The sequence below is a fragment of the uncultured Arthrobacter sp. genome, assembly GCF_964021775.1.
GTDB lineage: Bacteria > Actinomycetota > Actinomycetes > Actinomycetales > Micrococcaceae > Arthrobacter.
The window spans coordinates 1-12,158 of record NZ_CAXHZI010000026.1 but is presented as its reverse complement, the minus strand read 5'-3'; the positions used below and the strand labels follow the sequence as shown (position 1 = coordinate 12,158).

The 12,158-nt window shown below is 69.6% G+C and carries 13 protein-coding genes; 8 read left to right on the top strand and 5 right to left on the bottom strand.

Annotated elements, in window-relative coordinates; genetic code table 11:
* Positions 1 to 183 precede the first annotated feature (183 nt).
* The 6 genes from ABIN76_RS15915 to ABIN76_RS15890 all read left to right on the top strand — a co-directional run bounded on the left by ABIN76_RS15915 (position 184) and on the right by ABIN76_RS15890 (position 5,706).
* Complete coding sequence (locus ABIN76_RS15915) at positions 184 to 918, top strand: permease (RefSeq protein ID WP_346960646.1); 735 nt, start codon at positions 184 to 186, stop codon at positions 916 to 918.
* A gap of 183 nt (positions 919 to 1,101) precedes the next feature.
* A complete protein-coding gene (locus ABIN76_RS15910) occupies positions 1,102 to 1,716 on the top strand; it encodes an FABP family protein (protein WP_346960645.1) in 615 nt (204 codons plus the stop codon).
* A gap of 72 nt (positions 1,717 to 1,788) precedes the next feature.
* A complete protein-coding gene (locus tag ABIN76_RS15905; RefSeq protein WP_346960644.1) occupies positions 1,789 to 2,544 on the top strand; it encodes a flavodoxin family protein in 756 nt (251 codons plus the stop codon).
* 22 nt (positions 2,545 to 2,566) lie between these two features.
* Positions 2,567 to 3,649 carry a folate-binding protein gene (locus tag ABIN76_RS15900; RefSeq protein ID WP_346960643.1) on the top strand — a complete coding sequence of 361 codons (1,083 nt, stop codon included), beginning with the start codon at positions 2,567 to 2,569 and terminating at the stop codon, positions 3,647 to 3,649.
* Entirely contained in the window at positions 3,646 to 4,062 is a 417-nt protein-coding gene (locus tag ABIN76_RS15895; protein ID WP_346960642.1) for an ankyrin repeat domain-containing protein, read from the top strand. Before ABIN76_RS15900 ends, ABIN76_RS15895 begins: the two co-directional genes overlap by 4 nt.
* Positions 4,063 to 4,164: 102 nt before the next feature.
* Positions 4,165 to 5,706, top strand: a complete 1,542-nt coding sequence (locus tag ABIN76_RS15890; RefSeq protein ID WP_346960641.1) for a DHA2 family efflux MFS transporter permease subunit — start codon at positions 4,165 to 4,167, stop codon at positions 5,704 to 5,706.
* On the opposite strand, the gene ABIN76_RS15885 is transcribed toward ABIN76_RS15890, so the two are convergent.
* The 5 genes from ABIN76_RS15885 to ABIN76_RS15865 form a co-directional block, all read right to left on the bottom strand.
* Positions 5,703 to 6,413 (bottom strand): GNAT family N-acetyltransferase, encoded by a 711-nt coding sequence (locus ABIN76_RS15885; RefSeq protein WP_346960640.1) that lies wholly within the window; start codon positions 6,411 to 6,413, stop codon positions 5,703 to 5,705. The genes ABIN76_RS15890 and ABIN76_RS15885 overlap by 4 nt on opposite strands.
* A 69-nt stretch (positions 6,414 to 6,482) precedes the next feature.
* A complete protein-coding gene (locus ABIN76_RS15880) occupies positions 6,483 to 7,508 on the bottom strand; it encodes a 6-phosphofructokinase (protein ID WP_346960639.1) in 1,026 nt (341 codons plus the stop codon).
* A 190-nt stretch (positions 7,509 to 7,698) separates the two neighbouring features.
* Positions 7,699 to 7,953 carry a PspC domain-containing protein gene (locus tag ABIN76_RS15875; protein ID WP_175321158.1) on the bottom strand — a complete coding sequence of 85 codons (255 nt, stop codon included), beginning with the start codon at positions 7,951 to 7,953 and terminating at the stop codon, positions 7,699 to 7,701.
* Between the two features lie 3 nt (positions 7,954 to 7,956).
* Positions 7,957 to 8,226 carry a hypothetical protein gene (locus tag ABIN76_RS15870; protein ID WP_346960638.1) on the bottom strand — a complete coding sequence of 90 codons (270 nt, stop codon included), beginning with the start codon at positions 8,224 to 8,226 and terminating at the stop codon, positions 7,957 to 7,959.
* A gap of 1 nt (position 8,227) precedes the next feature.
* Complete coding sequence (locus ABIN76_RS15865) at positions 8,228 to 9,877, bottom strand: PspC domain-containing protein (protein ID WP_346960637.1); 1,650 nt, start codon at positions 9,875 to 9,877, stop codon at positions 8,228 to 8,230.
* Between the two features lie 125 nt (positions 9,878 to 10,002).
* Here ABIN76_RS15865 and ABIN76_RS15860 point away from each other — a divergent pair, with 125 nt between their 5' ends.
* Both ABIN76_RS15860 and ABIN76_RS15855 read left to right on the top strand, forming a co-directional pair.
* A complete protein-coding gene (locus tag ABIN76_RS15860; RefSeq protein ID WP_346960636.1) occupies positions 10,003 to 11,334 on the top strand; it encodes a PspC domain-containing protein in 1,332 nt (443 codons plus the stop codon).
* A gap of 53 nt (positions 11,335 to 11,387) precedes the next feature.
* The gene (locus ABIN76_RS15855; RefSeq protein ID WP_346960675.1) at positions 11,388 to 12,020 is read left to right on the top strand and encodes a response regulator transcription factor; all 633 of its coding nucleotides are present in this window, start codon (positions 11,388 to 11,390) and stop codon (positions 12,018 to 12,020) included.
* Positions 12,021 to 12,158 lie beyond the last annotated feature (138 nt).

Below are 12,158 nucleotides of genomic sequence, written 5' to 3'. Positions count from 1 at the left end.
CTCTTTTGCGACACAAAACGTTCACATAGGGCAGGATTGATCCGTCAGGGCCTGCCGCTCCGGCGGAGTCGAGCAGGCCGAGTGGGTCCGCAGTGAGCGAAGGTGCCGGTTGATCGTGGCTATGTTGATCGTGGGGGACCGCGTTGGGGGTCCCCGGCTGGGGTACGCCCCGGGGGGAATGCAGTGAGGTCACGGAGTGTAGGTGTCATCGGGCTGGCCGGCCTGGCCGCAATCGTTGCCGGGGCTTACTCCACGCCGGAGGCCCTGCTGGCCGTCGCCGCCGTCACGGCCGCGTTCGTCGGCATCGGCTGGCCGCACTTCCTGGGCATCCCGGCCAAGAAAACCCTGGCCGCCCTGATCGGCCTGCCCGGAATCGGTTCGGCGGTGGCGGCCACCTACCTGCCCGCGCCGGGTTTCCTGAACTGGACGCCCGCGTTTGTGGCAGCCGGGGTGATGGCCATCTTCGTGATGCAGCTGATCCGCGGTACAGGTCAGGCCCAGCGGCTGGAATCCACTCTGGGGTCCAGCGCCGGAGTCCTGTTGTCCTGCCTCGGCGCCGGCTGGATCGCCTGCTCGCGCTTCAACGGGGTCAAGGAAATGCTGCTCATCGCGGCCATCAGTGCCGCGATCGCCCTGATGGCGGGCCTGATCCGCTGGCCGGACCGGATCGTCGCGCCGCTGGGTATCGTCGGGGCGGGCCTCGCCGGTCCGCTGGCCGGCCTGGTGTTCTCCGACATCGCCGTGCTGCCGGCCGCCCTGGTGGGGATCGCCGTCGGCGCCGTCCTGGTCAGCTTCCGCCGGCTGGTGATCATCCGCGGCACCTCCTTGAACCTGCCGGCGGTGCTGGGCATGGGCCTGGGGCCCGTCTCCGCGGTCGGTTCGCTGGCCTACTTCATAGACAAACTACTCCTTCACTAAAGCGTTAGGATGGCATCATGTCCGTACTTGCATTTGAGATCTTCTTCCTTGTCCTGCTCGGCGTGGCCAGCCTTTCGATGGCCTGGTTTGCCGGTTTTGTCGTCTACCGGCTCTTCAAGGGCCAGAAGTAGACAGCCCTACCCTGTACCCGTCCAGAACCCGTAGTTTCCAGAGGTAGCTGCTGTGCCGATTGAAATTCCTACAGATCTGACGCCCGAAATCGTTCCGCTGTCCTGGCTCATTGGTGAGTGGGAGGGCCGGGGCCGGCTGGGCGCCGGGGAAGAGGACTCGGAACACTTCCTCCAACACGTCTCCTTCACCCACAACGGCCTCCCGTACCTGCAGTACCGGGCCGAGTCGTGGCTGACGGACGACGAGGGAACCAAGCTCCGCCCGCTCACCGTGGAGACCGGTTTCTGGGCCCTGGAGCGCAAGCAGCGTGAGGAAGACGGCGGCCCTGGGCTCATCCCGGCCGACATCGTCCCGGTGCTCAAGAGCGCCGACGAGGTCGAGGAACTGCGCAACAGCGACGGCGGCTTCGACATCTCTGTCTCCATCTCGCATCCGGGCGGGATTTCCGAGTTGTACTACGGCCAGATCAAGGGCCCGCAGATCCAGCTCAGCACCGACATGGTGATGCGCGGCAGCCACTCCAAGGAGTACACCGCGGCGACGCGGATCTTCGGCCTGGTCGACGGCAAGCTGCTCTGGCGCTGGGACGTTGCCGCCGGCAACGGGTCGACGCCGGGCGGCGGCCTGGAGGCGCATGCCTCCGCGATCCTCAGCAAAGTCGGCTGAACCGCGCGTCCGGCAGGAAGCCGCGGTCTCACTGAATTTCCGTTGTCCGCAGCGAACGCAGGGAGCACCACAGTGAACGACTCAGCAAGCGGCGCAGGCAGCGCGGCAAACGGCGCCGCGGCACGCGGCAATTACAGCGACCTCAAGGCCGTGTTCTTCAACGGAACGCTGAAGAAGTCACCGGAGACCTCCAACACGCAGGGCCTGATCGAGATCAGCCGCCGGATCATGGAAAAGCAGGGCGTTGCCACCAGCGTCATCCGGACGGTGGACCACGACATTGCCAGCGGCGTCTACCCGGACATGCGCGAGCACGGCTGGGCCAGCGACGAATGGCCGGCCCTGTACCCGGCCGTGCAGGAAGCGGACATTGTGGTGGTCGCCGGACCGATCTGGCTCGGTGACAACTCATCCCAGACCAAGAAGCTGATCGAGCGGCTCTACGCCCACTCCGGCGAACTGAACTCCCAGGGGCAGTGGGCGTTCTACCCGAAGGTGGGCGGCTGCCTGATCACGGGCAACGAAGACGGCATCAAGCACTGCGCCATGAACGTGCTCTACAGCCTCCAGCACATCGGCTTCACTATCCCGCCGCAGGCCGACGCGGGCTGGATCGGCGCCGTGGGCCCCGGGCCCAGCTACCTGGACGAGGGCTCCGGCGGACCGGAAAGTGATTTCACCAACCGCAACACGACCTTTATGACCTGGAACCTGCTGCACCTGGCGCGGATGCTCAAGGACGCCGGCGGCATCCCCGCGTACGGCAACCTGCCCGAAGGCTGGGAGGCCGGCACCCGATTCGACTTCGAAAATCCGGAATACCGCTGAGCGCTGAGGACTTCTACTTCATATGACTATCAAGAGCCCACTGCTGTCGCGCCCGGGCGCCGTCGAGGCGGCCGGTGCGGACGCCGGCGTCGCCGCCCACTATGGCGAGCCGCTGCGTGAGCAGCGCGCGCTGGCCGCCGGCACCGCCGTCGTCGATTTGTCCCAGCGCGGAGTGGTTACGGTGACGGGTCCGGACCGGCTGAGCTGGCTCAATACCCTGTCCTCCCAGCAGCTCACCGCTCTGGCCCCCGGCCAATCCACCGAACTGTTGCTGCTCAGCGTGCAAGGCCGGATCGAATTCGACGCGCGGGTGCTGGACGACGGCGCCACCACCTGGCTGATCGTGGAAGCGGCGGAGGCCGCGCCGCTGGCCGAATGGCTCACCAGGATGAAGTTCATGCTCCGGGTCGAGGTCGCCGACGTGTCCGCGGACTGGGCCGTGCTCGGCAGCACCCGGCCGGTTCCGGACTGGGCCGGGCTCCAGGTCTGGGAGGACCCCTGGCCGCACGTGGGCGCCGGCGGGTACTCCTACGCCGTGGTCGGTGAGGACGCCCACCCGGGCCTGGAGCGGCCCTGGTTCGAATACCTCGTTCCGGCCGCCGAACTCGAGGCCACCGTCGGGGAACGCCCGCTGGCCGGGGTCCTGGCAGCCGAAGCGCTCCGGATCGCCGCGTGGCGCCCCCGCTGGGGCGCCGAGACCGACGACAAGACGATCCCGCACGAACTGGACCTGCTGCGCACCGCCGTGCACCTGGCCAAGGGGTGCTACAAGGGGCAGGAAACCATCGCCCGGGTGCACAACCTGGGCCACCCGCCGCGGCGGCTGGTCTTCCTCCAGCTGGACGGCTCGCAGCACACGCTGCCCACTGTCGGCAGCGAAGTGCGGGCCGGCGAACGGAAGGTCGGCACGGTGACGTCCGTGGCGCAGCACTTCGAGATGGGGCCGGTAGCCCTGGCCGTGATCAAGCGCTCCGTCGCCCCGGACGAGGTGCTGACCGTGATGGACGGCGAGGAACCCTACACCGCGGCGCAGGAACCCATTGTGGCGCCGGACGCAGGCCAGGTCGTGGGACGGCAGACCGGATTCCTCCGGGGGACCCGGTGAACGCGGACTCTGCCAGCGGCGGCCCGGAAGCGGCTGCCCCCGACGACGAGACCCTCGCTCTGGCGCACACCCTCTTCGACGCCGCCCGCGAGGGCAACTCCGCGCTCCTCGGCGGCTATCTCGCGGCGGGCGCGCCGGCCACGCTGACCAACGCGGCAGGGGATTCGCTGCTCATGCTGGCCGCCTACCACGGCCACGCGGACACCGTCCGGCTGATCCTGGCGCACGGCGCCGACGCCAACACGGCCAACGACCGCGGCCAGACACCGCTCGCCGGGGCTGTGTTCAAGGGCTACCCCGACGTCGTCCGGGTCCTCGTGGACGCCGGTGCCGACCCCGACGCCGGACACCCCTCCGCCCGGGCCGCGGCGCAGATGTTCGCCCGGACCGAAATCCTGGCGCTCCTGCGCTGACAACGGCCACCGCCGCGCCGGCCCGAGCCGGAACCAGCACCACCGGATAGACACCAGTTCCACCAAAAATATCAGCCCGGCAACAGCACCCTAAGGAACCTCATGGAAAACGTAGCGAGGCCCTGGGCCGCCCTGTGGTCGCTGGTGATCGGATTTTTCATGATCCTGATCGACACCACCATCGTCTCGGTGGCCAACCCGCGGATCATGGAAGGCCTGAACGCCGACATCAATTCGGTGATCTGGGTGACCAGCGCCTACTTGCTCGCCTACGCTGTCCCGCTGCTCATCACGGGCCGGCTGGGTGACCGCTTCGGCCCGAAGAAGCTCTACCTGTCCGGACTGGTCGTCTTCACCTTGGCCTCGCTGTGGTGCGGGCTCTCCGGCGACGTCCACACGCTGATCGAAGCCCGGGTGCTGCAGGGCCTCGGCGCCGCGATGATGACGCCCCAGACGATGGCGGTCATTACCCGGATCTTCCCGCCGGACCGCCGCGGCGCCGCGATGGGCATCTGGGGTGCCACGGCCGGCGTCGCCACCCTGGTGGGACCGATCCTGGGCGGTGTCCTGGTGGACGGGCTGGGCTGGGAGTGGATCTTCTTCATCAACATTCCGGTGGGTATTGCCGGCTTCATCCTGGCTTTGCGCTTCGTTCCGTCGCTGAGCACCCACCCGCACAAGTTCGACATCCCCGGCGTGCTGCTCAGCGCCGTCGGCCTGTTCCTGCTGGTGTTCGGCATCCAGGAGGGCGAGACCTACAACTGGGGCACCATCACCGGCCCCATCACCGTGTGGGGCCTGATCATCGGCGGCATCGTTGTCCTGGTCGCGTTCGTGGCCTGGCAGCGGGTCAACAAGGGTGAGCCGCTGCTGCCGCTGGGACTGTTCAAGGACCGCAACTTCTCGCTGGCCAACGTGGGCATCACCACGGTCGGGTTCACCGTCACCGCCTTCAGCCTCCCGCTGATCTTCTACTACCAGGTGGTCCGCGGCCTGACCCCGACGCAGTCCGCGCTCATGATGGTCCCCATGGCGGTCATCTCCGGCGGCCTGGCACCGGTCGTGGGCAAGATCATCGACCGGGTCAACCCGAAATTCATCACGGCAGCCGGCCTGACCCTGATGTCCGTGGCGCTGTTCTGGAACGCCTCGCTGATGCACCCGGACACCCCCATCTGGCTCTTCCTGCTCCCCAGTGCGGTGTTGGGATTCGCGAACGCCGGCATCTGGGCGCCGCTGAGCTCCACCGCCACCCGGAACCTGCCGCCCCGGCAGGCCGGGGCAGGTTCCGGCGTCTACAACACCACCCGCCAGATCGGCGCGGTCCTGGGCAGCGCTGCCATCGCGGTGCTGATCCAGGCCCGGCTCGCCGCGGAGCTGCCGGCGGTGCCGGGAACCGCGGGGGAGTCCAACCGGATGGCATTCGGCGGCCAGCTCCCCGAGGCGCTGCACCAAGGATTCTCGACCGCTATGGGCCAGTCCATCCTGCTGCCCGCCGCGGTGATCCTGCTGGGCGCAGCCGTAGCGCTGTTCTTCGCCAAGCCCCAGCCGCAGCAGGGCTGGGGACCGCCGGGCACGATCCCGGCGACGGGCGCGGACAGCCGGCATGCCGCCGCGGACGGCGCCGGGGCCACGCGGGGTTAGCCCAGCAGCACGCTGGTCTGGATGCCGCCGGCGGTGAAGCCCAGGCTCCGGGCCAGCGCCAGGGACCCCTTGTTGCTGACATCGGAGCGCCATTGCAGCGTCAGGCCCGAGGCCAGTGCCTCGTGGGCGGCAATCGAAGCGGCCAGCGTCCCGACGCCGCGGCGCCGCCACTCGGGTGCCACCAGCACGCCGAGCTGCGCCAGGATGCCTTCCCACTCGGTGTAGGCGCCGCACGCCACGGGCGTCCGGCCGCCGTCGTCGACGTGCATGATCGTAAAACGGTGCTCAAGGTCCGCCAGGCCCACCTCGTTCACGTCGTCCGGCGGGCAGAGCGTCTCGAGTTCGATCGCTTCCGGGTTCCCGTGCGAGACGGTCAGCTCCTCGGCGGGCTGCTGCAGCGGCAGGTCGTCGGCGAAGAACAGGGCGGCGGCGCCCAGCCCATGGCCGCCGTGCCCGCGGGTGATGGTCAGCAGCGTTACGTGCTGCGCCAGCTCCTCGTCGCTGTACCCGGCCGCGGCGTCAAGGGCCCATTCCGGCCCGACCAGCGCGGAACTGCCGAACAGCCGGACAAACTGCAGGGAGCGGGCAGCGTCGTCGGCCCGGGTGAGGCGGCGGCCCCGGGCGGTGGCGAAAGCGCCGTCGTCGAGCCCCAGCCGGCGTGCCCACGCGAGCTGGATGATTTCAGCGGAACCGGGGGCGAGAGTCATGCCTCAACCCTACCCAGCGGCGGCCCCCAGTCGGAGAGTGCCGGCCGGGAAGCCCGGCCGGAGGAGGCCTCAGCCGAAGAGAACCGCAGCTTCCTCGTAGCGGTGCTGCGGCACACTCTTGAGGTTGCCGAGGGCGGCATCGAAGCCGACGTGGACGATGTCGGTTCCGTTGAGGGACACCATGGTTCCCCAGCGCTGCTCCACCACCGAATCGATCGCGGCCATGCCCAGGCGGGTTGCCAGCACCCGGTCGAAGGCGGTGGGGACGCCGCCGCGCTGGATGTGGCCCAGCACCGTGGCGCGGGTCTCGATCCCGGTCCGGGCCTCCAGTTCGGGGGCCAGGAGTTCGGCGATGCCGCCCAGGCGCGGGCGGCCGAAGGTGTCCAGTCCGCGCTCGGAGTGCGGGGATTCCTGGCCTTCGGGGACAAAACCTTCCGCGACCACTACCAGCGGGGCTCGGCCGCGGTCGCGGGCCGAGATGACCCATTCGGTGATCTGTTCCATCGAGGCCTTTTGCTCGGGGATCAGGATGGCGTGGGCGCCGGAGGCCATGCCGGCGTGCAGCGCGATCCAGCCGACGTGGCGGCCCATGACCTCGGCGATCATGGTCCGGTGGTGGGACTCCCCGGTGGTGCGCAGGCGGTCAATGGCCTCCGTGGCGATCTCGACGGCGGTGTCGAACCCGAAGGTGTAGTCGGTGGCGTCGAGGTCGTTGTCGACGGTCTTGGGCACGCCGACGATCTTCAGGCCGGCGTCGGTCAGGCGCTTCGCGGCGGCGAGGGTGCCTTCGCCGCCGATGGCGATGATGGCGTCGATGCCGAGCCGGTCCATGTTGGCCTTGATGACCTCGGGGCCGCCGTTGTTCTCGAACGGGTTGGTCCGGGACGTGCCCAGGATGGTCCCGCCCTGCTTCGCGATGCCGCGGACCAGGGCACGCGGGATATCGATGACGTCGCCCTCCACCACGCCGCGCCAGCCGTCCAGGAACCCCACGAATTCGTGGCCGTGCACGGCGATGCCCTTCAGGACGGCGCCGCGGATCACGGCGTTCAGTCCGGGGCAGTCTCCGCCGCTGGTGAGGATTCCAATTTTCATGTCTCGGCTCAAATCCTGGTTCGAAGGGGTACAGGCAGAGCGCCACGCTGAGCTCACCTAGAAGTCTACTGGCGCATGTGGGGCAGGACACAAACCGTGTCCGACGCACAGTGCCCCCGCCGGCGGAGGCGGGGGCACTGTGCGTCGGTGGTGCAGTTGGGGTGGTGCGGTTGGGGACCTGCGGGGCGGCTCAGGGACGGCCGGCGCGCTTCTCGAGGAAGGACTCGAGGATGATCGCGTTCCGCTGGTCCGGGAGGATCAGCCAGGCCGCCAGGTAGAACACGAAGGCGGGGCCCGGGATCAAGGCGAACAGCAGGTACCCGATCCGGACGTACGCGACGTCGACGTTCAGCTTGGCGGCAATCCCGCCGCAGACGCCGCCCAGCCAGCGCTGCGGACCGCGTTTCAGGCCGAGGCCCCGGACGATGCTGAAGAACTTATCCATGGTTCAAGACTTCCCTGTTGTAGTTTCTTTGTCACGTCCGCGGGCGGACAGCAGGCCGCCGATGACCAGCGCGGCGCCGGCTCCGATCATCAGGCCGATCAGCACGTAGGTGCCGTTCAGGGCGACGAGGCCGAGCCGGGAGATGATGATCAGTGCGGCCAGGGCCAGCACGATCAGTCCCCAGACCACCGTCCCCACCCGGGCCCGGGGGGCGCCGGCCGTCGCCGGCAGCGCGGTGGATTCCGGCGTTTCCGCCGGGTCGTAGCTGCTCATGTCAGTTGCCTTCCTTCACGGTGATGTTGCTCAGGGTCCCGGAGATCTTCACGATCAGGCGGCTGCCTGGCCTATCCGTGTTGTAGTCGCTCTGCTGGGTCGTCACGCCGCTGTGGTTGCCGCGGCCGTCGTTGAGGTTGCCCATGGTCATGTCCGCCTGGACCTGGACCGGGATATTGGTGGGGATGGCCACCGTGACGTTGCTCGCCGTGGCATCCAGCCGGACCACGACGTCGGATCCCAGGGGCGGGGTCAGGTTCAGCTTGGTCAGGTCAACCGTGCCGGTGCCGCCGGTGATGTCGAAGCCGTCCCGGGCCTGCTCGATACTCACCGGGGCCCAGTCGATGTTCTGGAAGCGCGCCCGGTCGGCATTGGGGACCAGGTTGAAGATCCCGCCAATGACCAGCGCCACGACGGCGAAGAAGCCCAGGATTCCGGCGGTGCGGCCCCGGAGCCCGGACACCAGGATCCCAAGCCCCAGCACGGCTGCGCCGCTGGCCCACACCACCGCGTTGCCCGCGGTGCCGAGGTTGATGGCGTGCGCGGCATCGAGTGCCTTGATGCCGCCGCCCACCAGGAGGGCGATGCCGGCGGTCACGGCCACGGCAGGGGCGCCGGGGCCGAGGTTGCGGGGCTTCGGAGCCGGCACCGGGGGCGGCACGTAGCCGTATCCGCCGCCGTAGGGCGGGGCGGGAGCCAGCGAAGGCGGCGCGGCCCAGCCGGGAGGCGCTGCGGGTTGATCCTCGCCGTAGCGTCCCGGGAGTCCTTCCAGCGGGAGGGTTTGGTTGGAGAGGGGCTGGCTGGAGAGGGGCTGGTTGGTAGCCGCGGCCGCGGTGCCGGCGCTGCCGTAGGCGCTGCCGGCGTCGTCGCCTGGCGTGGCGGAACTTCCGGTGCTTGTGCCTGCTGCGCTGCCGCTGGCACCCGCCGCACTCCAGCCAGTGCCGCCCGGCCCTTGGCCTGGCCCCTGGCCCGGGGACATAGGGGTCCCTGCGGCACGGGCCTTGTTGCGCTGGGTCAGATAGTAAATGACGTAGATGGCACCGCCCACCCAGAACACCGTCCAGACGAAGGCGCCGAAGCCGTAGCGGTCCCAGCCCCAGACACCGCTGCCCAGGCTGGGGAAGCCGATGATGGTGGTGATCAGGGCGCCGGTCATACCTGAGCTCCAGCGGCCCGCGGCTGCCTCCTGGACATGGATCCGTCCGTCCGGCTCGGGCAGCAACGCCCACGCCAGGCCGTAGAACAGGACGCCCACGCCGGCAAACACCGTCAGGACAATCAGGATGCCGCGCACGATCAGAGGGTCGACACCAAGCCGCTGGGCTATGCCGCTGGCGACGCCGCCGATCCAGCGCTCGCGGCCCCGGTAGATGCCGTGGCTGCGAACCCAGTCAAAGAAGTTCTGCGGCTGCGGGCCTCGGCCCGGCGCGCCGATGTAAGGCGGCGGGGTGGGCCCGGAATACGAACCGGCACAGGAGGGGTACTGGCCGCCCGGCGGATAGAGGGGCGGTGCTTCCCCGGCAGGTTCGCCGGGTGCCGGGGGAGTGGCCCCGGAGCTGTCTGCGGGGCCGGTGGAAGAGTCGCCCGGGGTGCCTTCCGGCCGGCCCGGAGCGTTCGGGTCCTCGTCGGGGTGCGGAGTATGCGGATTCATACCTCGATCCTCCCGCCAGCAGGGTCCCGCGCTCTACTGGGGAAGACCCTGAACGATCCCTGAGCGGCCCCCGGTTCAGCCCGAAAACGGCTCCGGGGAACCCCGGTCCGTGTTTGGATTGACCCATGACGACAGCCGTTTCCCGCCCGCCGCTGGCCCGCAGCAGCGACCGCGTCATCGCCGGTGTCTGCGCGGGCCTGGCCCACCACCTGGGCTGGCCGGTGCAGATGATCCGGATCGGTATGGTGGTGGCGGCGCTCGCCGGCGGGGCCGGCGTCGCCTTCTACGCCTGGCTCTGGATCATGGTCCCCACCGCGGACGAGAGCGCCAAGCGCAACGCCCGCCAGCCGGCGTCGCCGATCGCCCCGGCGGTGAGCGGGCGCCCTGTCAGCGGGCCCCCGCCCGGCGCTCCGGCCGGGTCCTGGCGGACCCGGTTGCCCGGCATGCCCTATGGCAAGGAAATCCTGCTCGGCGCCGGGCTGCTGCTGGCCGCCGGAATCCTGATCGCGCGGCTCTTTGGCCTGGACGTCCCGCTGGGCACCCTGATCCCTGTTGCCGCGATCCTTGGCGGCGCCGCCATTGCCTGGATGCAACTGGACGAAACCCGGCGCGCGGGCATTGTAGACAAAACCAAAGCCGACCAGGCCGGCGGCTGGGCCAGGCTCGCGGCCGGACTCGCGCTGGTGGTGGCCGGGGTGCTGCTGATGGTCTCCGGGTCCGGCTCCTGGGAACAGACCTGGCTCGCCCTCCTGGCCTCAGTGGCCGTTCTGGGCGGCGTCGCGCTGGTGCTGCTGCCCTGGGGGTTGAAGTTCTGGCGCGATCTGGAGGCCGAACGCGCCGGCCGCGTGCGGGCCACCGAACGCGCCGAGATCGCCGCCCACCTGCACGACTCCGTGCTCCAGACCCTGGCGCTGATCCAGCGGCGGGCCGGCAATGAGCACGACGTCGTCCGCCTCGCCCGCGCCCAGGAACGCGAACTGCGGGGCTGGCTCTACCGGGACCCGGGCCGCGACGCAGGCCAGCTTTCCGACGCGATCAAGGCGGCTGCCGCGGAGGTGGAGGACTCGCTGGGGCACGCCGTGGAAGTCGTGACCGTGGGCGACTGCGCCATGACCGAACGCCTCGAGGCCATGGTCCAGGCGGCCCGGGAAGCCATGGTCAACGCCGCCCGACACGGCGGCGGCGCCGTGTCGGTGTACCTGGAAGCCACCGACGCCGCCGCCGAGGTGTTCGTCAAGGACCGCGGGCCGGGGTTCGACCCGGGGGCCATCCCGGCGGACCGCCTGGGCGTGCGGGAGTCCGTGATCGGACGGATGCGGCGCCACGGCGGCACCGCCGTTATCGCCAGCAGCCCCGACGGCACCGAGGTGCGGCTCCGGCTGCCATTCGCGGCCGCCGCAGGGACCAACGGGGCAGGAACCAACGGAACCGGGATCAACGGAGAGGAAACACAGTGAGCAGCCAACCAGAGGGCACCGGCGGGGCAGGGACTCCGCCCGGGGCCACGCGTGTGGTGATCGTCGATGACCACGCCATCTTCCGTTCCGGCCTGAAGGCCGACCTGGATCCCGGCATCGTCGTCGTCGGGGAGGCGGGAACCGTGGAGGAAGCGGTCGCCGTCATCGCCAAGGTGCGTCCCGACGTCGTACTGCTGGATGTCCACCTCCCCGGCGGACTGGGCGGCGGCGGACGCGACGTGCTGGCCGGCTCCGCGGCACTGCTGGGCAGCACCAAGTTCCTTGCGCTGAGCGTTTCGGATGCCGCCGAGGACGTCGTCTCCGTGATCCGCGCCGGCGCGCGGGGCTACGTCACAAAGACCATTTCCGGGGCCGAGATCAGCGACGCGGTGCGCCGTGTGGCGGGCGGCGACGCCGTCTTCTCACCCCGGCTGGCGGGCTTTGTCCTCGACGCCTTCGGCACCGCGCCCGCGGAGATCGCCGACGACGAACTGGACCGGCTGTCCGCCCGCGAACTGGAGGTTATGCGGCTGATCGCCCGCGGCTACAGCTACAAGGAAGTCGCCAAGGAGCTGTTCATCTCGATCAAGACGGTCGAAACCCACGTCTCGGCGGTGCTGCGCAAACTCCAACTGTCCAGCCGACACGAGCTGACGCGCTGGGCCGCGGAGCGCCGCCTCCTCTGAGGACGCTCCCTCAGGTCCGGCGGCTTCCCACCCGACGCTCCCTCAGGTCCGGCGGCTTCCCACCCGACGCTCCCTCAGGTCTTGCGGCTTCCCACCCGACGCTCCCTCACGTCTGGCGGCTTCCCACCCGACGCTCCC

Coding starts and splice junctions, on each gene's coding strand:
- ABIN76_RS15900 (WP_346960643.1), top strand. CDS start 2,567: ATGACTATCAAGAGCCCACTGCTGTCGCGCCCGGGCGCCGTCGAGGCG.
- ABIN76_RS15890 (WP_346960641.1), top strand. CDS start 4,165: ATGGAAAACGTAGCGAGGCCCTGGGCCGCCCTGTGGTCGCTGGTGATC.
- ABIN76_RS15885 (WP_346960640.1), bottom strand. CDS start 6,413: ATGACTCTCGCCCCCGGTTCCGCTGAAATCATCCAGCTCGCGTGGGCA.
- ABIN76_RS15880 (WP_346960639.1), bottom strand. CDS start 7,508: ATGAAAATTGGAATCCTCACCAGCGGCGGAGACTGCCCCGGACTGAAC.
- ABIN76_RS15875 (WP_175321158.1), bottom strand. CDS start 7,953: ATGGATAAGTTCTTCAGCATCGTCCGGGGCCTCGGCCTGAAACGCGGT.
- ABIN76_RS15870 (WP_346960638.1), bottom strand. CDS start 8,226: ATGAGCAGCTACGACCCGGCGGAAACGCCGGAATCCACCGCGCTGCCG.
- ABIN76_RS15865 (WP_346960637.1), bottom strand. CDS start 9,877: ATGAATCCGCATACTCCGCACCCCGACGAGGACCCGAACGCTCCGGGC.
- ABIN76_RS15860 (WP_346960636.1), top strand. CDS start 10,003: ATGACGACAGCCGTTTCCCGCCCGCCGCTGGCCCGCAGCAGCGACCGC.